We start from the raw sequence: 22,448 nt of genomic DNA on the forward strand, positions 1-22,448 counted from the left end.
GTGTGTCTATTTTGAATAGGAAGTATCTTGTTGTAGCGAGTGTTTTCATTTTGGTTGTGATAACTGTATTCGCTTTTAATTTTCCTGTTGAAAAATCTGATGCAAAAGGATTATCTAATGGTGAAAAAAAGAATGAGCAGTTGTCGGAAGTAATTAAAATAATTGAGAATGAAATAAAAAAGAATGATGTGGTCCGCAGTATAACGGCTAAAAAGAAAGATTCGGTTACAATTGAAAACTCAATTATAATTGAAACCTCAATAAATTTTTCCGTTAAGTCAAATGCAGATACACAAAAGGCTGATAAGATTATAACCAAAATAGTTAAGGCAAAAAAACAACTGAGTGATTATAAGACTTTTAGAGTACAAGTTAATAGTGCTAATGGAAATGCTTTATCAGGTGCAGTTTTTGTGAATTAACTCCAGTTTAGTATGTTCTCACCTGGAGTTAATTCATAAGTTATTTAGGATTAGTTAGTCCCATATTAAACAATACGAAACCAGCCAATAGAGAAAGGACTATTCCGATCGAGCGCTTATCCGGAATAACGATATCACGCCAGCGCTCGTATAGCGTATAAGTGAGATTGTTTAATGATGCTAAACTGGCACCAGATAAATATTGTTTTAGATGTGGGGGATTGAAATTGCAGCAAGGTAATACATATAAAAAATTTGATGCTGTTGTTCATACAGTTCTTTTAATAGTTGGTTTAGCAATGATTATTTTATCCGCTTTCGATATTTTTGCTCCGGATCATCCTACGATTTGGATTATATTAGGGGTTTTGTTTGTGATTGAAGGCGTATCCCGATTTTCTCATAAAAAGACATAAACGAGACGAACAGTATACAAGTAAAGCAATACGATCGAGCGCTTATCTCGAATAGGGTAAGTGCCATTTTTATGGAAAAAAGGATTGAGGAAATACCTGGAGTTTGAAATAATTGGTATTATGCAAAAGAGAAGGATTGTTGAATATTGTCAGGAGGTCTAAGGTGAGAAGTTGGGTGATTCATAGTCTTAACATAGTCATTTTAATTGTTCTTATACTGTTTGCTTGGTTCGGGAATGCAATGAGTGCTGTTTCATGCCCTGCATTAGTTTTTCGATTATAACTTCTTTCATAATTTGGGGCTTTTTATACCTAGTTCAGTTTCAAAAGAAAACGATTACTTGGAAATTAATCTGGCTTTTAATTTCTATAACTTTTTTATGGTATTGGATGCTTGGCGGTGGCTTCGTTTTGGAATTTCTTATTTAATAAAACCGAATGAGTTTTTTAATATGAACTTTTTCTGTACCCGTACTCGAAGAAGTTTTTAGTCGATATAATGTAAAAGGACCTTCGCATATTTTTAAAGAAGAAGGGGGCTTATAAATGGAAAAATCACGAGCTGGATTTTGGATTCGTTTGGGGGCTAATATTTTGGATGGTCTTTTACTTGGTGTTCCTATTGCTATTCTTGCTGTGATATTTGGATTATCTGTCGGAGATAGAGATACCATCAACACCGTCATTTCCGTACCTTATTATTTATTGTTACCTGTATTATGGTATGGCTACACTGTTGGTAAAAGATTTTGCAATATTCGCATTGCACGCAAAGACGGAGAGAAGATTGGCTTTGGAACAATGGCGCTCCGTTATATTGTGGGATTCATAATCGTTTATGGTCTAACGCTTGGTATCGCGATGATTGTCAGTGCGTTCATGGTTGGCCTTCGCGAAGACAAACGTGCTATACACGACTTTATTGCAGGCACCTATGTTACCTATGCAAAACCGGGGGATTAACAATCGGACAGGAATCTGGAATAAAGTTTAAGCAACGAAATGGCCGTTTCAGGCTAATTTATCAGAGTAAATCCTTGTAAAGCTTTTCGAGAGGGGGGGATTTTGTTATTTTTTTATTAGCAGGAATTGGCGGACTACATGTAGGTGATATTATTTTCCAACTGTTTTTATTATTAATTTTAATAGCTGTAGTTGTAGGAGTAATTTTTTTGTTTGTTATGTTTAGACAAAGAAGGAATCGATTAAATAAAATTGAAGAAAAGATAGACATATTACTTTCGGAAAATAAGCAATAAAAGTTAGACCATAGTTAAGCAAACCGGCACCATTCCCTAATAAATTCGCGCGCGAAGCATAGATAAGGGCCAATTTGTTTAATAATTACCCCGAGATGATATTATACAAAGAGGGAAAGGAGAATCCTATCTGATACAAGTGATGAAGGCCAACGAAGATCATGTTGAAGGAATTTCAAGTGTGTGTATTAGAGGCTATTGGGCTACATATGAAGTGGTGTTAAAAATAAAGTTGTGACGTTGGTTGATGAAATATTGCATCCGGGGACGATTATTTGATGGCTTTTCTTTAGGTGAGAAATAATTTTTTAAAGCAATAGCAGCTTAAAATGGAAAACGACTATTCATCGGGCGCCATTCCGAAATATATTTCGGAGCTCGTTCCATATATAAGGGCGCGAAAGTAATAATATATTTATGAATATGAATCTCAAAAATACTTAGCATTGGAAGGTTAATAGATGCAAACAGATGTGGGTGAATATATTGTAGGAGCGTATTTGAAGAGTATAAAAGAATGTGATTTTGTAGACTATAATATTCGTATTCCTGGCGGTGGGTTAAAAGGGTTATCTGAATTAGATGTAGTAGGAATAAATTTTAAGAGTAATACAGCATATCTTTGTGAGGTAACAACGCATATAAGAGGGTTGCTGTATGGCAGCAATAAAACAACTGTTGAGAAAATTAAGCAAAAGCATAAAAATCAAAAGGATTATGCTGATGCTATGTTAAATAACTTCCCTAATAAAGTTTTCATGCTTTGGTCCCCATATGTCCCAGTAGGCTATATTACCGAAAATCTGAGAAGTATAGAAACTTTAGAATTGGTTATCAATCAGGACTATACATCTTGTGTTAATGAAATGAAACATATAGCGTCAAAAAACACAAATGATCTAGGTAATCCTTTTTTAAGAACACTGCAAATCCTTGAACATTTAAGGTGAATATTACTTCAAATATGCTTTGAGGAATAAGTAACCCATCCTAAGAATGTATTGTTTCCATTGTTGAGCCAACGGGCGAAAATCTGGAAAAAAGCTGAGCCCGCTATTATTCTAAAGCCAGGTGATTAAATAATCAGCAGTGAGTGTTTGAACACGAATGGAAGATTAGATTCGTAGACTAAATTACAGGCTGTTGTCGCAAATAAATATCAGAAAAGTAACACTTTATTCTCGTGCGGCTGTTGCTATATGTTAAAATAAAAGTAAAAGGGAGTGAAATTGCTTGCTTCAGATTGGGCTCTACGTCGTTTTTCTTGCCGCGCTATTTGGTTTTATCAGTTGGAGGAAATACAATAAATATAAGAATCCGCAAAAACAAACTAACCATCAAACAAAATCCACTGAAGAATTGGAACAAGAGCAAAATAAATATAGAGGTGTTGGTCAAATTTCCGGTCCAATGTAATGCCCTTCTGGAATTTACGGACTTGACGATCCAAGTCCGTTTTCCTGTTTCTTTTTGTATAACGCATTTAGATCCTTATCAATACCACCACATAGAAATCATATTGTAACTTCATAATTTCATACATTTGGAGGCTGTTCATGAAAAAAGGAGAGATCAGATCGCTGGCCATCTGCATATTCAGTTATCGTGATTTAATTCTCGTTGCGGAAGGATATGATTCCGTGAAGGATAAGTATTTTTACCGGCCGATTGGAGGCGGAATAGAATACGGAGAATTAAGTGAAGATGCAGTAGTGAGGGAAGTTCGGGAAGAAATTGAGGCGGAAATTCGTGAAGTAACTTATTTGGGAACGATTGAAAATATTTTCACGTTTAATGGGGAAGTTGGCCATGAGATCGTTATGGTTTATGATGCTGATTTTGTAGACAATTCATTTTATAATATTGGATCTTTTGAAGGAAAAGAGGATGATGGGTCTGTTTTTAAGCTGATCTGGTGTTCATTAAGTGATTTTCAGGAAGGTAACCGGCGATTGGTTCCAGACAATTTAATGGAGTTGATTTCGCATAATGGAAAATCAATATCGAAAATATGAAAGACCAATTGAAATGCAAAGTTAGGATTTGAATTATTTCTTTCTAGTATTTTGAAGGAATTTAAAAATTTTTACGGGAGGGATTCAATGAAAGATTTCCAGTATGAAATTGTAACAATACCTGCGTATCGTGGAGTTGGTTTGAAATGGGACGGTTCGTATGTGGAGGTTAGTTCATTAGGGAAACTTGTTGAAAACATGAGAATCAGAGTTGGTGAATTAGAGCATGTTGTAAATCCTGACATCCAATTGGGCTTGTCGTACCACCTTAGACCAGATGGATTTGTTCATTATTCCGTATTTGAGGTAAGTTATGACCAGCCAATTCCTGCTGACATGGTAGAGATACATGTCCCTGAGATGACCTGCATGTTAACACACCATGAGAAAGGACAGGACATTGGAGAAACGTATAAAAAGGTTGCTCAATGGGTAAAAGAGGAGAGCGATTTCACCCCTTTTATGGAATCTGATGTTACGTACTACGATGCTTTACCGATAAAACATGAACACTACCCGGTGGATCGTGACATGAATGATCCCCATTTTGATATTCTGATTCCTGTTGTAAAGAAATAGTTTCGGGGGAAAGAATTTTGAAGATAATGATATTGCAAAAATGTGTTGGCTGCGATTATCAAATGAGATGGCGGACGATTTATAAGTCATTGATGCTGGGGTATCGACCGATACAATGCCATAAATGTGGGATGAAACAAAAGGTTACGAGTGCGACAAGGATCAGGGTTGGTTTGTTATCGGTAGTACCGACATTTATTTTAATTTGGTACTTTTTTGGATGGCAAATAAATACGTTGCAATTGCCTATTATACTAATCATAGCAATACCACTGATAACGGCAGCTCTTCTTACCTTATTTATGCCGTTTATGGCTAGGTATATTGCATATGATTAGATTAAATTCAGATGGGAGGTGCAATGGTGAACTGGCCAGTGGTAAAAGATTTAAAGTGGTTGGTTTTTCAATCAACATCCATTTTATCAGCGGTTGTTGGTATAATTCTGGCTGTTAGCAGCAATCATTATTGGGTCCTGTTTGTTTGTATTTCAATGTTTCTAATGTATTTAGGTGCGAGCAGGGCAACAAAATTAACGAGATAAAATTACGAAATAGGTTAAAAGCATATAAACTTCTGCACCGACATTTTGTTCCAAACATATGATACACCTGACGAATGACTATATTTTATAATAAGGGGAATCGGATGCATATGTTTAGACAAAAGTTATCGGTGCAACAGGCACAGGATATTGCCCTTCAAAGGGTCCCCGGACAAATTTTTCATGTGGATATGGATTTGGAACATGGAGTTTTTGTCTACGAAATCTTTATACTGACATCAGAAAATAGGGTGTATGAGGTTGAAGTGAATGGTAGTACCGGAAACATTATAAAGGTTGAACTGGAGGATTTTGATTAAGGGGCAATTGGGAGTTTGCTGTTTTTATACAGAGCTCCGGACACTATCGTGTTTAACGAAATAATTATCTTTGCGGGAAGTAATGACTGTTTTGGTGGAAACCAACTATTATTAGACCAAGGAAATTCTTGGTGAAACCTACTTTGTAAAAGAATAAAGAAGCATCATAGTGAATACGTAAGGCAGGTCGATTTCAAAGTGCAGGGATCATTCGGAGATGAAATGGCAGAAGCGTTTGCTGATTTAGCAAAAAGTATTAATCAGGAAAGTCTTTATGTGGAAAATCTGGACAGAAAATCCGGAAACAAATGAAGCTGGAGGTATCTATGTTTTTGAAACAAAAAAGGCAGCTGAGAATTACTTGGATTGCACTCCAAAAGGGCTGGGCGGATTCGGAATACCAGAAGTGAACGGGAAGATATTTGCCATCCATGAAAAACTTACTGCGATTACAAACGAACCTGTGAATTAGTTTCTATGGATTATCCAAGGAAGTGGCGAAAATCCCTCATGTGCCATGTGATGTACATGAGGGATAAGTTTGACTTTGGTTTTTGAATATTTTTTCCTGGAATTACATGCTTGTTTTTTACAACAAATAGGTTTAAGATTAATTGTTGCAAAAAATAAGAGAGATGAAAGGCGTCATAGAATGAATAAACGTGTTTACTTTTTGATGATCGTTGCATTCGTAGTAGGAATGGTCGAATTAATCATTGGCGGGTTACTGGATCTGATGGCAAAAGACCTTGGTGTCAGTCTCGGTCAGGTAGGTTTTCTGATTACGATTTTCTCGCTGATTTTTGCGGTCGGTGCACCGATTTTATTAATTCTCACTTCAAATATCGAACGAAAAAAGCTGACACTGATTTCACTGTTCATATTTTTGCTGGGCAATATAGTAACAGTCTTCAGTCCAACATATACAGTTGTCTTTATCGGAAGAGTTATCTCAGCATTGAGCGGGTCCCTGCTGATTATTTTATGCCTGACTATCGCACCATCCATTGTCTATCCGAAATACCGCGGCAGGGCAATCGGCATCGTGTCCATGGGTGTCAGTGCGTCGATTGTACTGGGGCTGCCTGTCGGACTGGTTTTGGGAAATGCTTTCGGCTGGCGGGCGCCGTTTGTGTTGATTGCGGTATTGACGGTTCTTTCCATGGCCGGCGTATTCTTTTTGATGGAGCAAATTGAGCCGAAGCCTTCGAGTACGATTGGCGAACAATTGGCAACTTTGAAGAATCGCAGAATATTTTTTGGGCAGGTCATAACATTTCTGTTCATGACCGGACATACAGTTCTATACGCTTATTTGACCCCTTTTGTAAAAACAACCATGGGGATGGACGGAACTTGGGTAAGCATTATTTATATGATTTTCGGTATTGCAGCGGTAAGCGGTGGTGCTGTCGGTGGTACGTTATCTGACACGATAGGGCCGAAGCGGACTATTATGTTAACGATAGTTATATTTACGATGGTAATGTTCACTATCCCGTATACGACATTTGCATTAACGGCATTTTTGTTGATTCTCGTAGTCTGGGGCATGCTCAGTTGGACACTGGCTCCGGCAACAATGTCCTATCTGATCGGCCTGTCACCGGAAACTTCTGACATTCAGCAGAGTCTAAATAATTCAGCGCTCCACCTTGGTATCGCATTTGGATCATTGATTGGCGGTCTGGTTATTGAGCAAGTGTCGGTTGAACAAAATGCCACAATCGGCGGGTTTTTTGTTATTCTATCGATAGGTGCGGCGTTGATTTCAATGTATCGCAGACAGAATTCCCGGTTAGTGAGAAGCAGCAAGGCTGACTGAAGGTGTATTTTGGTGGAGAATCGCACATATCCAGGTCAAAATCGCACATATCAGCTCTGGAATCGCACATATCCAGGTCAAAATCGCACATATCAGCTCCAAAATCGCACATATATGGGGCGAACCTGTGTAAGCATTTGAGTGCAAATCGCGGATATCCGGTCTGTTTTCGTAGATATCCGCGTACGGCCGACTATGACCTTCATTATGACGGCGGTCGGATTGACCTGAGAACAAGCAATCAGGAGGGTTTTTTATTCAATGCCAATAGAAAAATCATCCCGATAATACAAGCTGTACCAATCCATTGAAAAATACCGAACGATTCATTTAACCAAAAAACGGTTGTTAAAACTGCTGACAATGGCTCCAGACTGCCCAGCAGGCTTGTTTCTTTTGGTGAAAGACTTTGTAAACTTTCAATGTAAAACCAAAATGCAATCATCGTCCCTAGGATGATAACGAATAGTAAGTATCCATAGACTTCCAGGATCAGCCTGGTAACATCTACTTGCCAGGGCGGGTGGATTAAGCTTAACGCCAGACCGCCGATGAGCATAGCCCAGCCAACAATGACAAGGGAATCATATTCTTTCAGCAAAGGGACAGCATATAAAGTGTAAAATGCCAGGGCTGCTCCGGATAAAACTCCCCAAACGATGCCGGGCGCTGGTACCGATAGCCCGGAAATGGATCCGTTGGTTAATAAGAAAAAAGTTCCTGTTAAAGCGAGCAGCACTGTTAGCACATCACGTCTTGTCAGAATTGTTTGTCTCCGTAACAGTAAATAAACGATAATCATGGCGGGTGCTAAATATTGTAATAATGTGGCAACCGCAGCATTACCGTGGTTAATAGACGCCATATATGTATATTGAACCCCAAGCATACCCAGCAGGCCGAAGATAACCAGTTGAACAGCTGTTTTTCTTTTTTTCCACACCCCGAGAACCTGTGAACGGTCTTTTCCAAAAAATTGAACAGTTAACAATAAAAAACCGGCAATGAGCAGCCGTGATGAAACGAGCCAATTAACATCAATACCGTACTCCTGGAAAAGTTTTTGGGCAACGGTTCCGCCGACGCCCCAAAAGGTCGCCCCCGTTATGACCAGAAATAGCCCTGTTTTTCTTGCGGGATTATTCATTCAAATCCTCCATCTTATCAATATAATAATAATGATATAATAAGAGAAAAACCGTTAGAATAATACTCATATCGAATAAAAAAATATAACTATATTGAGGTGGTTATGTGCAGGTAAAAGATATTGAGATTGATCAGAATTTAAGAGAATTGACCCAGCATCGGACAGTCGTGTTGCCAATTGCATGCTATGAAACAGCGATCAATCAAAATATACAGGGCTATATACCGCTTCATTGGCATGATGAATTTCAATTTGTGTTCATTAAAAAAGGTGAAGCCGTTTTTCAAATAAATGAAGATAGCATTGTTGTCCGGGAAGGTGACGGGTTGTTTATCAATAGTGGAAGTCTGCACATGGCAGAGGATAGGAACCAATCGAACTGTATTTATACTTGCTTAAATGTTTCGCCACATTTTGTTTTGTCACAAGAACTTTACACACGCTATGTTTTGCCTTATATTCAAGCGACCAATTTATCGTACTTATATATTGATGCCATAGCGGCGTGGGGCAAACCTGTTTTAGCTGCCATTGAAGAAATCAAAAAAAGCATCCTACAAAAAGCACCATACTATGAGATGGACATCACGATACAACTGACGTTTATTTGGAAAAACATTATCATGAATGGCTTTCCACTGGAATACGATCAGACAGCAATGGTAAAGAACCAACGAATGAAACAAATGATTAACTGGATACATCAGCATTATACGGAGAAAGTGCTGCTGGAGGATATCGCGAGAGCGGGCCAATTAAGCCGTTCTGAATGCTGTCGGTATTTCAAACAACATTTAAAAACAACCCCGCTTCGTTACGTGATTCATTATCGAATTCAACAAAGTTTAAGTCTGTTGCAGCAGGCGGATTCCAATGTTACCGAAGTCGCCTATCAAGTGGGATTTAACAGTACAAGCTATTTCATCGATAAATTTAGAAGCGTGATGAATATGACACCGTTAGTATACAAAAGGTATAAGATGGGGGATTGTTATTAAATTGCAGAAGTCCGGGAAGCTGATTATAAAACAATGGACTTCTTGATTGAGAGCTTTGGAGCGCCGATTATATCATTGCCACCACAGGCGCAAAAAACATATCTCGCCGTATGGGGAGAAACGTTTAATGTTCTTAGTCAATCATTTACGGATTAATATTTTTGATAGTGTTGATTGTGTTGCGTGGAATCATCTAATTTGGCATCAACAATTTGACAGTATAACGGATTCCACTTATTCTTATAATAAGAATAAGGTACCGGCAGCGTCAACTGCCTGGCACCGGCAACTACAGACCGCATAAAGAGCGGCTGACCATTCGAAGTAATTAGCAAAGAAGAAGTAACACGCACACCATGGTCACGGGGCGGTTACTTTTTTCTTTGCAAGAAGACGACAATAGTTACAATCAGTTCAGCATCGCTGTTAAAGAAATACTAAATTGCGCGCTACCAAACTTAATGCTTCGTATGCCGTCATCCAACCACCTCCCTTCAAAAGGAAGATGGTCAACCGCCCACTATACTATGTAGTTGCTGTTTTCATTTTACTATGTATTTTAAGAGATTAGTAGTAAAAAGAAAACAGGGGTTCGATTTGAAAGTGGTCTATCGAATAGGGTTTGCTGTTTTTTTGTAACGTCAGAAAGTATAAATTATGGTTGACCTTATAAGAAAAACTTCGGCAATCGCTATAAGACGAGGCGAATGCCGAGTTGTTCTAATATGCTAAATTGTATAATTTAGCATTTGCGAATGAAACTAAACGTAAGGAGACAAAACACATGACAGGAACACAAAGAGAAAATATAAAACAAGGACAAAAAGTACGCGTTGTAAAAAAGCAGGACCAACGTACCGGAAAATTAACAGAAGGAATTGTGTCAAAAATATTGACAAATTCTGCTTCACACCCGCATGGCATCAAAGTTATGCTGGAGGATGGCACAGTAGGCAGAGTGAAGGAAATTGTAACGTAAATCACTCTTTTTTTCCACATTTATAACATGGTTGTTCCGGATTTTTCATTTAATATAATAATGTGGGGTTTTCATACAAAAGAGTCCGTCCATTAGAGAGCATAATAGGTCGTGAAAGGAAAGCCGATCCAGAGAAGGAGAACAATTATATGGAAAATAAGTGGGACATCGCAAGTGATTCGCTTTCCAAAATAACTGTTTATTCAAATCCGGACAATAAACCTGTCACCATATCCGGTCATGCTGAAGAACTGAAGTGTGTTGGTGTAGGAACAGATGCTGCTGTTTTCCAGCATCTTTACGCCCCTTCTTACGCATTTAAAGTTTATGCAGAGGAAAAAATATCCAAGATAAAAACGGAAAAAAATATTTATGATATGTTGGGAGATACATCTTACTTTCCGGTATGTTATGCAGCAAATGATCGATATCTCGTTTTAAGTTATGAGGAAGGGGTAACGCTCTTTGACTGCTTATTACAAGGTATTCATATTCCCGAACAGGTTATAAAAGATGTGGAAGATGCAAGAGAGTATGTGCGTGAAAAAGGATTAAATCCGCGTGACATGCATTTAAAGAATATTTTACTGCAGGATGGCAGAGCCAAAATAATTGATGTTTCCGAATATATACAGCCAGGAAATGATTTTCGTTGGGAGCATTTAAAAAAAGGGTATGAAGCCCATTATCATTTAATTGATGGAAACACGATACCGTTCTGGTTAATTGAAACAGTTCGAAAATGGTATAATCAGCAGCACAAACGCTTTGCTTCATTCGATGAGTTCATGCGAACCGTTTTAAAGCTTACTACTTTTAAAAATGAGAAAAAGTGAATCAAAGTTATAAGGAAAGGTCATATGAAAGAAAAGAGCCTTTTTGTATATAGCCCTTGCCCGGTAACAGCGAGGGATTTTTTTGTATCAGCCACCCTAAACGTTATTTATCATATTGATGGAGGGATTAATTCCATATATAAATTATGGTAATATAGTATTCTACTAAACTATTAATTGAAGGAAATGAGCTACCATGATTAAACGGATAAAAGTACCCGGGTGGATTATAATTATTTTTCTAGCAGTTGGAATAATTTTTGGAATCAATCAAGTGGTTGCTAAGGTTTTGGAGGAAACATCTGAACCGAAAGAGAAAATTGAGTATTCCAGTGTTTATCCAGGTTTGAACATTAAAACAAAGACAAAAGAGACGGACCTCTATACATTATCGGTCAGTCAGCCGTACACAGAAAATAAACAAATTAATAAACCCATTGACGAGTGGGTTGATAAGCAGAAAAAAGATTTTACCACAGGGATAAAAAAATCGGGAAACTTCCTGAAGAAGAATGATTTTCGTGCACACTTAAATATACAAGCGGAAACGAAAAAGATAGCCGATAAAATGTATACGTTGAAATTTGAAGCATATCAGATAACAGGCGGTGCAAATGGAATAACAAAAATGAGGTCATTTGTCATTGATTTAAATCGGAATAAACTGTTGCAGCTTAATGATGTTTTTCAGCTGAATAAAGAGTCGGTAAAGGATATCCAAAAGCTTATTTTGGAAGAATTGCACAGCAATCAAAAAATCAGTAACTATCTCTTTGATGATATGGTGGAGAAAGCTTTAAAAAACCCTACAAAATGGAAGTGGTCGATCAGCCGTAAGAATGTAACATTTTATTTTGATGAATATGAAATTGCCGCAGGCGCGGCAGGAGCAATCCAAGCAAAAGTCCCAATAAAGAAAATGAAACCGTACCTTAAAGAAAGATTTGCAAAAAAAATAAATGTGAAGGTGCCGGATAAAGAAAACAGCGAGAATGAAGAACAGCATGCAGAAGATTACGCGGAACTTGATCCGGATGGAAAATATGTCGCGCTGACATTTGATGACGGTCCGCATCCGGATGTGACGCCACGTATTCTAGATACACTGAAAAAGCATGATGCCAAAGCAACATTCTTCATGCTTGGCAGTCAGGTGGAATATTACCCAACCCTTGCCAATAAGGTAGAGGAAGCGGGTCACGAAATTGGAAACCATACGATGAATCATCAGGATTTAACCGTCCTGCCACCAGAGAAAATCAGGGAAGAAGTACAGAAATCCAGTGGTATTATTGAAAAAGCTACCGGCCGTACACCAACCTTATTGCGTCCGCCATATGGTGCATCAAACAGCAATGTTGAACAGGTTGCAACAGACTTGCGGGTTCCTATTGTCATGTGGTCGGTGGATTCACTCGACTGGAAAAGCCGTAATGCGGCAGCAGTTAACGAGGAAGTGATGTCCAATGTTACGTCGGGATCCATTGTGTTAATGCACGATATTCATCCTTCCACTGCTGATGCTTTGCCTCAATTATTAACCTCGCTGGAAAAGCAGGGTTATCAGATGGTAACTGTTTCACAGCTTCTTGAACTGTGGGATGAAAAGGGTGTTGGACCTTTCTATGGTAAAGTAGGGTAGAAAGGGAGAATTTTTAACCGCTGGCATACGATCGGGGAAACGGCTATATGGAGATTGTGATATCAATTGCAGCTATTGTTGGACTGTTTACTGCGTTGGTTAATCTTGCAATCACGTTATTTAACATCAAGAAGAAAGACCATCGCTCCACCAAGCGATAGTCAGCAAACCACAGGCAAAGGGAAAGTTTTTCGCTTTCCCTTTGCTACTTCATATTATATTTTCATTATAGATTATTTATTCACGGAAAATAAGAAAGTTGGGAATGAATTGTACTCCAGTGGATCTAACCAGCCATATGCCGATGAATTTTATCAATTTTTTCTTCAAGCAGATCCAGGTGAACGATACGTGCTTCCCGAAGAAATTCTTTTCCATCCACAAAAAGCAGTAAAACCGGTGCGGTGAAGATGGAGTACATCCCGGCAATTTCGGTTACTTCCTGCGCATTGACTGATCCCATCGCAATTTTTGGGTATTTTTCCATTAACTCCTGAACTTGTGGCTTTAACCCGTGGCAGACGCTGCAATTGGGTATTGTGATATACAGAAAAGATAATGGCTGTTTGTTTATAAATTCATTACTGCTTCGAGATTTGTCAGTTCGTTAAATTCTCTCATTTTTTATTCCTCATATTGTTGTTTTGATTCATTTTAGTCAATTTTTAGCGATTTAGGTAGAAATATGCTTGCTTCGTAACTAGGAATTTCTTTTCCGCTCATAATCTTTTCAAAATCACCCGCTCCACCCATTTCCAAGGAAGTATATTTTTTAAGCGAATCTGTTTTTTTACCCCTTTCCCTACAGGATAGCGCAGATCAGGATAATCATCCCGCGCCACGTTGACAATCTGCTGAACGACTTCCTCTGGGTCTCCGGCTGTTTTGGCAATGTGGTTGACGATCTTCAGCAAACGCTTATTTTTGTCTTTATAAGGGGAGGCGGGATCTGAAGTGAAATCGTTCATTCCTTTTGCCCAAATATCCGTTTGGTAGGAACCGGGTTCTATTAATACAACATGAACACCGAACGGCATCATTTCCAACCGTAACGATTCACTGAATCCTTCCACTGCATGTTTGGATGCAGAATAGGGACCAAGACCGGGAAGTGCCATTCTGCCGCTGATGCTGGAAAGGTTGATAATGGTACCGTGCTGCCGTTGACGCATATGCGGGAGAACTGCCTTTGTTACAGCAACGAGTCCAAAAAAGTTCGTTTCAAATTGCTGCCGCCATGCTTCAAGTGAAATTTCTTCCGTAAAGCCGCCTGCAGCATAACCTGCATTGTTGATGAGCACATCAATCGATCCGAACTGATGGATTACTTTTGAAAACACTGTGTCAACTTCTTCTTGTTTGGTCACATCCAATTGGATACAATTGATGTATGATTCTACTTCTTTCTCCCGTGCCAGTTCAAGCAGGACTTCCTTTTTTGCCAAATTCCGCATCGTAGCCACTACAGAATAGCCGGATCTTGCAAGCGCTAAACTTGTTAAAAAGCCAAATCCGCCTGATGCTCCTGTTATGAAAACGACAGGCTTATTTCGTTTGGTTGGATTCATATTGGTTCACTCCAAGGTTTCACGCGATTATAAGCCAATGATAGCACATTTCCCTAATAGACACAGTAAAGCCGGGAATCAGGTTCCCGGCTGCATTCTGCAATGCCAGCCAATTTCGGCAAAGGGCTATACATCCTTTTTTGCTGTATTTTTTGAGTGCTTCTGGTCCGTTTCTTCGTCATCATTCATCAGTTTGTTTGTGGAACTTTTAAATTCTGAGAGTGTTTGTCCTAGGGAACGGCCAATTTCAGGAAGTTTTTTTGGTCCGAAAATAATAAGCGTGATGCCTAAGATAAGAATTAATCCGGGAATGCCTATATTTGCAATACCCATAGGAATTTCTCCTTTCCTCCATAAGTTTAAACAGTCTTACTATTTTGCTTCCGCTTAACAAGCTGACCTTTATTTTTCCGGTATTGTAATATACCTTCTGCTGCTCTGTAAGCAAGTGCACCAACTGTACCTGTTGGATTATAGCCTCCGTTATGGGCGAACGCAGATGCCCCAATGACGAATACATTATCGACATCCCACATTTGCAGGTAGTTATTAAGGGCGGATGTCTCTGGGTCCTCCCCCATGATGACGCCGCCGGTAATATGGTCATTCTGGGCAGGAACAATGTTAAAGTGTTCCGTCAGCTCTTTCGGTTCGACAACCTCGGCGCCCATTTCTTCCAGGATCTCGGCACATCTGGCTGTGATATAGTCATATAGTGCATGATCCTGTTCCGTAAAGTCATATGTCATCCGGAGCAATGGGTTACCAAAACTGTCTTTGTACGTTGGGTCCAGACTCAAATAATTGTGCTTGTGCGGCATCGAGGCGCCTTGCGATGTAACTGGTATGGAACGATTAAACCATTTAATGGATTCCTGTTTAAACTTTTTTCCCCACCGTGGTGTATCGCTTGGTGCTCCGTTTTCATTAATTGGTCTTTTTCCCAGTTGTTTCATTGTAATAGAACCGCCGTGGATAAAGTCCAGGTCGGAATGATCAAAGTTGTCATTATTGTAGTCATCAAGTGTAGTTCCCAGCGCACCGGCGCCCATGGCTGCATTAAACCTGTCTTTGAAAAATCCGGTTGCGACGGCAGTAATCTGGTAACAGTAATTTTTCCCGATGACACCTTTTCCGGTTTTGGGATCATATGGACGGCCAAGGTTGGAGTTTAATAACAAGCGGCAGTTATTCAATGTGTAACTTGTTAAAACAACCACATCTGCAGGCTGCTCAAATTCTTCGCCTGTCTGGACATCGACATATCTGACGCCTGTCGCCTTATTCCCGTCATGGGTGATTCCGGTTACATAAGAATTTGTCCTAAGCTCAAAGTTTCCAGTTTTTTGAGCAGTCGGAATAACGGTGACAGTCGGGTCGGACTTTGCCCCGTACTCACACCCGAACTTTTCACAAAACCCGCAATACTGACACTGGTTTAATGTCTGGCCATCAGGATTGGTATATTGTTCCGAAATATTGGCGGATGGCTGCCGGAATGGGTGCAGTCCTAAGTTTTTGGCTGCTTTCATATACTTTTCGAGTATTGGGGTGTTCTTCATTGGCGGAGTTGGATACTTTTCCTTTCGCTCGGGTCTGAGTGGATTCAGTTCCCCGCTTGTTCCAGCCATTTTTTCAAACTTATGATAGTACGGCGCCAATTCATCGTACGTGATTCCCCAATCCTGAAGCGTATATTCTTTCGGAAGTTTATTCTTGCCGTATTTCTTGTCGGTCATCGTTTTGATCTGGAAATCATACGGTGCAAAAAACCAAGTATCCCCGTTCCAATGAACTCCTGCGCCACCTACACCAGTCCCAATCAGAAATGCGCCGAACTGACGCATTGGCAATGCACGTTCATCAAGGTGATTCCGGAATGTGATCGTTTCCTGGGAAAGGTCCTGCATTAACTCATAACGGATAGCATAGCGGTATTCATCGTGAACCATCTGAAAGTCCTCTGTTGATCTGTCTTCACCACGTTCCAGACCAACAATTTTCACACCAGCCTTTGCAACTTCGGCGGCAATGATACCGCCTGCCCAGCCGACGCCTACTGTTACGACATCAACCTTGTCTAATTTTTTTACCATCGTAATCCTCCTAACGTTGCTGCATTATGAATAATGGTCTCCCAATGATTTTGGTTTAATATCAATGAACTTTTCACTGCCAATCCGGTTAATGTAACTCATTTGACTGCCAGGGAAATCTTTCATTTTCCAGCCGGCCATGTCAGCATTGCCGCCGTAAAGCGGATCCGCATATGTTCCTGAGATGGTTGCCGAGCGCAGCATGTCAAAAAAATAGGCCGAACTGACATGTTTTAACTTAACTTCATCATTCTCGAATTTCTTCAGTATTTCATCCTGCTGTTCACCTTCCAGATCAACGAAGGACTTGTTGTAATTGGATTTACTTTGATTTTCCAGCTCTCTGATCCCGACCATGAACACAGCACTGCGTTTCAATGGAGTCTGGTAACCCTGATAGTCTGTTCCTTCAAAAAATGGACCTTTCATATACTCCCTGTCATTATTTCCATAGGCTCCCGCAAGTTCATGGTCGATAAAGTAGGGAGCACCAAGTTCAATAGCCCCGGGACCAAGCTCATCTTTTGGATAGATTCGTTCAGTCGCTGCACTAAGTATTTGGAAATCGGATTGTCTGGTAAAAAACATCAAGGCTCGGTTAAAATTGGTTGTGTTATTTTGATTGGACTTGGTGGCTGTTTCGTCATCGAGAAAATTGGTGCCAAGAAAAGCCCCCAGAACACCACCGCCAATTGCGCCACCTGCTACATAACTCGAATTCCGTATGAATTTGCGGCGCGATATCTTGTCATCTGATTTTTCTTCATCACTCACTTTTATCCCACCTTTCCACATCTATCCATTATGTGTTGATTAGTATATCCAGGTATTGTCATTTTTATTTGTTAAAAAATGTTGTTGTTATATTTTGGGGAGCGAACTTAGTTGAAAGTTCGCACGTTTCAAGGCAGGTTTCGCACATTTCAACGGGAGTTCGCACGTTTTTCACCAGGCAAAAATTCAAATTAAACCACAGTATAAATTTTCCATGATTATATTGGCATAACTGTTTTGTATGGTTTGCAATAATTGCCTCTCATAATTGACTTGGTTTATCGAATCCTATGTCATGAAAGGGGAGGTTTCTAATGAACCAGCAAATTGGAAATATCATGACACAAAATGCAGCGACAATCGGTGAGTCACAATCCATTCAGGAAGCGGCCGAGATTATGAGTACCAAAAATATCGGTTCACTTCCGGTCGTAAATAGCAGCGGACAGGTGACCGGAATGCTGACTGACCGCGATATTACACTTCGTACAACTGCTGAGGGCAAGGCGGCAAATACGCCTGTATCACAAGTAATGTCTTCACAGCATGTCGTTCAGGCCGAACCGGGAATGGATGCACAACAGGCTGCGCAAATCATGGCAGATCACCAGATCCGTCGACTGCCGGTTGTTGAAAACGGTCAGGTAGTCGGGATGGTTGCGCTAGGTGACCTTGCTGCAGATTCTCAAAATGACAGTAAAGCCGGACAAGCACTGTCCAATATTTCTACCCCTTCTGCACCAAAACAATAGGTGTAAAAAATGTCCTTCACTTCATGGTAAGTGGAGGACGTTTTTGTAGAGGGCGTGCAGTTAGATTGGCAGTAGAAAATCTTGTCAATTGATGAGGTTCACAAGAAAAGAGATAGTTCATGGAAGGTGTATGTCTATATTTTCATATTTTCTGCAAAAAGATATGCTATAATAAATTTACACTAGACACGCACTTTGAAAAAGAATCCCCACAATCCGAATTGGGTGAATGGGGATATTTTTAGTTCAATAAAGGGGAGTTTTACATATGGCAATTGAATTTAAGCCGATGAGTGAAGAGAAGTTCAGCCAATATACACAGCAGATGGTAGTGGACTACGCAGGTGAACATGTGAAAGCGGGCAACTGGAGTGAAGATGAGGCTGTAGAAAAAGCTGAAAATCAGCTGGAGCAGATGCTGCCGGATGGATTGGAAACAAAAGAACACTTTCTATTTTCTGTGTACAATAATGATGAGCCGATCGGTATATTGTGGCTCAATGTGCGGACGACTCCACTGGGCACCAATGCGTTTATTTATGACATCAGGCTTGATGATGAACAACAGGGAAAAGGTCTTGGTAAAGCCACCATGCAGGAACTTGACAAATACGCTGAACGACATGATATTCGGAAAATTTCGCTGCATGTTTTTGCTCATAATCATCGGGCATTTGAATTGTATAAAAAAATGGGCTATGAGATGACGAATATTCAGATGTCGAAAATTTTGCCGGCGGAGTAGGGGGAACCATGTTACATCATGTTGAATTGTATGTTTCCAATTTAGATAAATCCGCCGAATTTTGGGGATGAATCATCTGGCTTTTCATGCACGTTCAAGGGCACATGTGGATGAAGTGTCTACAAAGCTTAGGTGCAAAGGGGTTGCTATTTTGTATTCGGACAAGCATCCTTTTGCCGGCGGGGAAGATCATTATGCTGTTTATTTTGAGGATCCGGATCGAATAAAGGTTGAACTAGTGGCGCCGGATGAAGAAGGAAGTTTACAAGATGGATTATATTAAAGCGTTGCGAAATGACTCCTTTATTACGAAATAACCATACCCGACAACAAGTGCCCGATAATTTAATTTATCCAACAGCTGTACCGCATGCTGGCAACATAAAAAGGGAACTTCCGCCCTGCAATGAGGAAGTTCCCAACTCTAATATCATGCCATGCGCCGCACCCCGCCAGCATACAAAACAGCCAGCAGTACAAAAAGGCACAGAAAACTATTCCGGAATCCAATTGTATCAATCATTAAGCCGAACAGCGGGAACAGCAGCATAATGCTGAAACTCTCGACAACACTAATCATCGAAAAGAAGGTGGAGCGGACACTGGACTTCAGTTTTTGCTGAATAAAATTTGAAAAAATGGGTTCATACAGTGTGACCAGTTGGGCCAGAATCAGAAAGGACAGGACGATTGCCCAATCCGGTGACCAGATGAACAACAGGAAGAAAAGCAAATACAACAGATAGCCAAAGCTAGTTATGTTTGCGAAACTCCATTTTGCCTCAAGACGGTGTGCAATTTTTGCCATTAGTACACCAAGTAATCCTTCCGCTGTTAAAATACTGCCGACCATCAGTGGGCTGAATCCCAACCGGGTAAAATATTCCTGACCATAGAATGTTAATATAACGATGGAGGTGGCAATCATCACGAAAAATACAATCGGAATATGAATTGTCCGGTTAGACCTCCAGATTGCAAGCCCAGCTTTCAGTTGCCCTAACCACTGTTGTCTAAAGTCTGTTTCATGTTCATTGCTCTTTTCCTGTTCCGGTTCGTGCAGCATACTGATTGGAATCAGCGCAAGAACATGGGTAACGATAATTCCGCCATATACGAGTTCCCAGCTGATTTCTGCCATCCATCCGCCAGTGAGTTTAGCCAGACTAAGAGATAAGAGTGCGAGTGCTGTCATATTCCCGAACACGCGGGTATACTGTTTTTCCCTGCCTTTTTCTTTCAATGTGTCATAAATGAGTGCTTCTTCTGTTCCGGACTGGAACGTCATGCTGAGGCCGAGGGTCATCAATGCCAGGCCAAACAGGGTAAGTGAGTCGCCAATCAGCATAAATGTTCCATAGCCAATGCTCAAGAGACTACCAAGAAATAAGCTTATTTTTCGGCCATATAAATCAGCAACCATGCCGGCGGGTATTTCAAAAAGTACAACACTTAGATGCATCAGCGCTTCAACAAACCCGATTTCACCCATGCTTAAACCATTGTCATTCAAGTAAATAACCCACAGCGCCCGATCAAAAAACAGCTGGACAATAAAAATATAAATATAAATAAACCGAATATTTTTGGTTAAGTTTGTTGTTTTCAATTTTCATTTCCTCCATCAGCTGACGCAAAAAAAGCCCAGACAATGCCTGGAACACAAGTGAAGGATGGAGCTTTCCCTAATATGACCGATATATTATAGGCAAGAAATTTTTACGTCAGCAACTATTTTTGAAGCTATAGCTAAAATTAGACATACGTATCCAATTTAGTGAAAAAGCTCCAAAAACAGACGCCATGAAAGCAATAAATCGCTTCATTTTGTCCATAACCAACGCAATCATTTCTTCGCCTCCTTTTCTGAATGTTGTATTCATCATAAGCCAGATCTGCCTGAAATGCAATCCGTGAAAACAGTCCTCACGTAACGTTACCATGTTATGCGTGAGAGCATGGTGCCTTTACAGGTGCGATGCTCTATTTTTGTCCGAAAACTGTTAGGCTGGGGCGCAAATTTGAGCATATTTTCGCAATTTATGATGTTTTTGTCCACTTACAATTAAAAAGTTTTAATAGTATATACTGCATGATCCTTTAAAGGAAAGGAGTACTATCTATGAAACTATATTTAGACCCGGGGCACGGGGGAAGTGATCCGGGTGCCCGTGGAAATGGAATAGTCGGGAAGGAAATTGTTTTGGATATTGCCCGCAGAATTCGGGATATTTTGACCAGTGATTACAATGGTGTTAACGTAAAAATGAGCCGTATAGGAGACAAAAGTGTGAGTCTTGAGGAACGGACAAATGAAGCCAACTCCTGGGGTGCGGACTATTTCCTGTCCATTCATTGCAATGCTTTTAACGGGAAGGCACAAGGATATGAAGACTATATTCATGAAAGTCTGTCTGATTCATCGCAAACTGCTGCTTATCAGGATGTGATGCATGAAAAGATTATTGCAGTTAACCGGCTGAGAAACCGTGGGCAGAAAAAAGCAAATTTCCATGTGCTGCGTGAGACAGTCATGCCGGCATTGTTGACGGAGAATGGTTTTATTGATAATGAGCATGATGCCGCATTAATTAGTGATCCGTCGTGGCGTCAAACTGTGGCACAGGGACATGTTAATGGTTTGGCAAGCGCGTTTAATCTGGAGCCAAAAGATGATAAGAAGAATCTTTATAAGATAATTGCCGGTTCGTTTCAATCAAAGGATAACGCAGAAGAACGCGTTGACTATCTTCAGTCAAAGGGAGTGGAAGCGTTTGTCTATGCAACGATGATTTCCGACGAACGATGGTACCGTGTTCAGGCAGGTGCATTTTCAAACCGGAAAAATGCAACGACCCGTTTGAAAAAGGTTCGAAATGCGGGAATTAAAGATGCTTATATATTGACGGAGGGGTGAAGCGGCCCCGGATTTCATGAAGGGTTTTATCCCCGGTAATGCTCATCCAAAACAGAAAATGGTGGAAATATGGTGCTCTTCATTGGCATCATTTTTTTTGGCAGATAAGTATAAAACTTTCTTACTGCATAAGTGCAACTAAGGCTGTCGCCTAAAGCTTGGTGACAACCAAGTTTTCTAATAACGTCAGAAAGTATAAATTATGGTTGACCTTATAAGAAAAACTTCGCCAATCGCTATAAGACGAGGCGATTGCCGAGTTTTTCTAAAAAAATTCAAATGGTGCAGGTGCATCTGAGCTAAGGTATACTTGTATTGTAACTTTTCGTCCAGGAGGTGAGTAGATGCAAACGAACAATCCATTCTATAAAAATATACTGTTTTGGGTTGTTATCATCCTTATACTTATCGTTTTGGCGGGTATTTTTACTTCAGGGAATTGATCGCATTCGTCCGGTTAGGCTGGTTTTTAATGTTATGCGAGGGTACATTTGCCGATGATACAGAACTGAATAATTGTTACGCAGTTGTTGCCTGATTCTCAGCAAATTCTCATTTTCTTCAAAGGAGATTCTTAAAATACTATTTTACGATGGAATCAGGCATAAAGA

The 22,448-nt window shown here is 40.0% G+C and carries 25 protein-coding genes and 2 pseudogenes; 20 read left to right on the forward strand and 7 right to left on the reverse strand.

What is annotated here, in order from left to right; genetic code table 11:
- Positions 1-11: 11 nt before the first annotated feature.
- The 11 genes and pseudogenes from ABD010_RS04650 to ABD010_RS04695 all read left to right on the forward strand — a co-directional run bounded on the left by ABD010_RS04650 (position 12) and on the right by ABD010_RS04695 (position 7,380).
- Positions 12-422 (forward strand): hypothetical protein, encoded by a 411-nt coding sequence (locus ABD010_RS04650; protein ID WP_343810691.1) that lies wholly within the window; start codon positions 12-14, stop codon positions 420-422.
- Positions 423-649: 227 nt separating this feature from the next.
- Positions 650-838, forward strand: a complete 189-nt coding sequence (locus tag ABD010_RS04655; RefSeq protein WP_343810693.1) for a hypothetical protein — start codon at positions 650-652, stop codon at positions 836-838.
- 546 nt (positions 839-1,384) lie between these two features.
- The gene (locus ABD010_RS04660) at positions 1,385-1,801 is read left to right on the forward strand and encodes an RDD family protein (protein WP_343810695.1); all 417 of its coding nucleotides are present in this window, start codon (positions 1,385-1,387) and stop codon (positions 1,799-1,801) included.
- Positions 1,802-2,558: 757 nt separating this feature from the next.
- On the forward strand, positions 2,559-3,047 hold the full coding sequence (locus tag ABD010_RS04665; protein WP_343810696.1) for a hypothetical protein: 489 nt from the start codon (positions 2,559-2,561) through the stop codon (positions 3,045-3,047).
- Between the two features lie 606 nt (positions 3,048-3,653).
- Entirely contained in the window at positions 3,654-4,112 is a 459-nt protein-coding gene (locus ABD010_RS04670; RefSeq protein ID WP_343810698.1) for an NUDIX hydrolase, read from the forward strand.
- A gap of 87 nt (positions 4,113-4,199) precedes the next feature.
- Positions 4,200-4,691: a GyrI-like domain-containing protein gene (locus tag ABD010_RS04675; RefSeq protein ID WP_343810699.1), complete on the forward strand. Its 492-nt coding sequence runs from the start codon at positions 4,200-4,202 to the stop codon at positions 4,689-4,691.
- A 26-nt stretch (positions 4,692-4,717) separates the two neighbouring features.
- Positions 4,718-5,029, forward strand: a complete 312-nt coding sequence (locus ABD010_RS18320) for a TIGR04104 family putative zinc finger protein (RefSeq protein ID WP_390351181.1) — start codon at positions 4,718-4,720, stop codon at positions 5,027-5,029.
- Positions 5,030-5,052: 23 nt separating this feature from the next.
- Positions 5,053-5,235, forward strand: coding sequence for a damage-inducible protein DinB (locus tag ABD010_RS04680; protein ID WP_343810700.1), 183 nt, complete (start codon positions 5,053-5,055; stop codon positions 5,233-5,235).
- A gap of 110 nt (positions 5,236-5,345) precedes the next feature.
- Complete coding sequence (locus tag ABD010_RS04685) at positions 5,346-5,555, forward strand: PepSY domain-containing protein (protein WP_343810701.1); 210 nt, start codon at positions 5,346-5,348, stop codon at positions 5,553-5,555.
- A 222-nt stretch (positions 5,556-5,777) separates the two neighbouring features.
- Positions 5,778-6,027: pseudogene (locus tag ABD010_RS04690) on the forward strand (YdhR family protein).
- Positions 6,028-6,207: 180 nt separating this feature from the next.
- Positions 6,208-7,380: an MFS transporter gene (locus ABD010_RS04695; protein WP_343810702.1), complete on the forward strand. Its 1,173-nt coding sequence runs from the start codon at positions 6,208-6,210 to the stop codon at positions 7,378-7,380.
- 241 nt (positions 7,381-7,621) lie between these two features.
- On the opposite strand, the gene ABD010_RS04700 is transcribed toward ABD010_RS04695, so the two are convergent.
- On the reverse strand, positions 7,622-8,527 hold the full coding sequence (locus tag ABD010_RS04700) for an EamA family transporter (RefSeq protein ID WP_343810703.1): 906 nt from the start codon (positions 8,525-8,527) through the stop codon (positions 7,622-7,624).
- 107 nt (positions 8,528-8,634) lie between these two features.
- On the opposite strand from ABD010_RS04700, the gene ABD010_RS04705 reads away from it, so the two are divergent.
- The 5 genes from ABD010_RS04705 (at position 8,635) to ABD010_RS04725 (ending at position 12,985) form a co-directional block, all read left to right on the forward strand.
- The gene (locus ABD010_RS04705; protein ID WP_343810705.1) at positions 8,635-9,528 is read left to right on the forward strand and encodes an AraC family transcriptional regulator; all 894 of its coding nucleotides are present in this window, start codon (positions 8,635-8,637) and stop codon (positions 9,526-9,528) included.
- Between the two features lie 127 nt (positions 9,529-9,655).
- Complete coding sequence (locus ABD010_RS04710) at positions 9,656-9,832, forward strand: hypothetical protein (RefSeq protein ID WP_343810707.1); 177 nt, start codon at positions 9,656-9,658, stop codon at positions 9,830-9,832.
- A 480-nt stretch (positions 9,833-10,312) separates the two neighbouring features.
- Positions 10,313-10,507, forward strand: coding sequence for a YwbE family protein (locus ABD010_RS04715; RefSeq protein ID WP_343810709.1), 195 nt, complete (start codon positions 10,313-10,315; stop codon positions 10,505-10,507).
- A gap of 149 nt (positions 10,508-10,656) precedes the next feature.
- Positions 10,657-11,343, forward strand: a complete 687-nt coding sequence (locus ABD010_RS04720) for a serine/threonine protein kinase (RefSeq protein WP_343810711.1) — start codon at positions 10,657-10,659, stop codon at positions 11,341-11,343.
- Positions 11,344-11,539: 196 nt separating this feature from the next.
- Positions 11,540-12,985, forward strand: a complete 1,446-nt coding sequence (locus tag ABD010_RS04725; protein ID WP_343810712.1) for a polysaccharide deacetylase family protein — start codon at positions 11,540-11,542, stop codon at positions 12,983-12,985.
- Between the two features lie 286 nt (positions 12,986-13,271).
- Here ABD010_RS04725 and ABD010_RS04730 read toward each other — a convergent pair whose 3' ends face one another.
- The 5 genes from ABD010_RS04730 to ABD010_RS04750 form a co-directional block, all read right to left on the reverse strand.
- The gene (locus tag ABD010_RS04730; protein ID WP_343811044.1) at positions 13,272-13,559 is read right to left on the reverse strand and encodes a thioredoxin family protein; all 288 of its coding nucleotides are present in this window, start codon (positions 13,557-13,559) and stop codon (positions 13,272-13,274) included.
- Positions 13,560-13,704: 145 nt separating this feature from the next.
- Positions 13,705-14,553 (reverse strand): oxidoreductase, encoded by an 849-nt coding sequence (locus tag ABD010_RS04735; protein WP_343810713.1) that lies wholly within the window; start codon positions 14,551-14,553, stop codon positions 13,705-13,707.
- Positions 14,554-14,679: 126 nt separating this feature from the next.
- Entirely contained in the window at positions 14,680-14,886 is a 207-nt protein-coding gene (gene tatA, locus ABD010_RS04740; RefSeq protein WP_343810715.1) for a twin-arginine translocase TatA/TatE family subunit, read from the reverse strand.
- 26 nt (positions 14,887-14,912) lie between these two features.
- Positions 14,913-16,649 (reverse strand): GMC family oxidoreductase, encoded by a 1,737-nt coding sequence (locus ABD010_RS04745; protein ID WP_343810717.1) that lies wholly within the window; start codon positions 16,647-16,649, stop codon positions 14,913-14,915.
- Between the two features lie 24 nt (positions 16,650-16,673).
- Positions 16,674-17,423, reverse strand: coding sequence for a gluconate 2-dehydrogenase subunit 3 family protein (locus ABD010_RS04750; RefSeq protein ID WP_343810719.1), 750 nt, complete (start codon positions 17,421-17,423; stop codon positions 16,674-16,676).
- Positions 17,424-17,737: 314 nt separating this feature from the next.
- Here ABD010_RS04750 and ABD010_RS04755 point away from each other — a divergent pair, with 314 nt between their 5' ends.
- The 3 genes and pseudogenes from ABD010_RS04755 to ABD010_RS04765 all read left to right on the forward strand — a co-directional run.
- On the forward strand, positions 17,738-18,175 hold the full coding sequence (locus ABD010_RS04755) for a CBS domain-containing protein (protein WP_343810721.1): 438 nt from the start codon (positions 17,738-17,740) through the stop codon (positions 18,173-18,175).
- A gap of 268 nt (positions 18,176-18,443) precedes the next feature.
- Entirely contained in the window at positions 18,444-18,920 is a 477-nt protein-coding gene (locus ABD010_RS04760) for a GNAT family N-acetyltransferase (protein WP_343810723.1), read from the forward strand.
- 61 nt (positions 18,921-18,981) lie between these two features.
- A pseudogene (locus ABD010_RS04765) lies at positions 18,982-19,203 on the forward strand (VOC family protein); the annotation flags it as partial.
- A gap of 147 nt (positions 19,204-19,350) precedes the next feature.
- Here the strand turns inward: ABD010_RS04765 and ABD010_RS04770 are convergent.
- Entirely contained in the window at positions 19,351-20,529 is a 1,179-nt protein-coding gene (locus ABD010_RS04770) for an MFS transporter (protein WP_343810725.1), read from the reverse strand.
- Positions 20,530-21,042: 513 nt separating this feature from the next.
- On the opposite strand from ABD010_RS04770, the gene ABD010_RS04775 reads away from it, so the two are divergent.
- Complete coding sequence (locus ABD010_RS04775; RefSeq protein WP_343810727.1) at positions 21,043-21,837, forward strand: N-acetylmuramoyl-L-alanine amidase; 795 nt, start codon at positions 21,043-21,045, stop codon at positions 21,835-21,837.
- Positions 21,838-22,448 lie beyond the last annotated feature (611 nt).

This window comes from Virgibacillus siamensis, from assembly GCF_039522605.1.
GTDB lineage: Bacteria > Bacillota > Bacilli > Bacillales > Amphibacillaceae > Lentibacillus > Lentibacillus siamensis.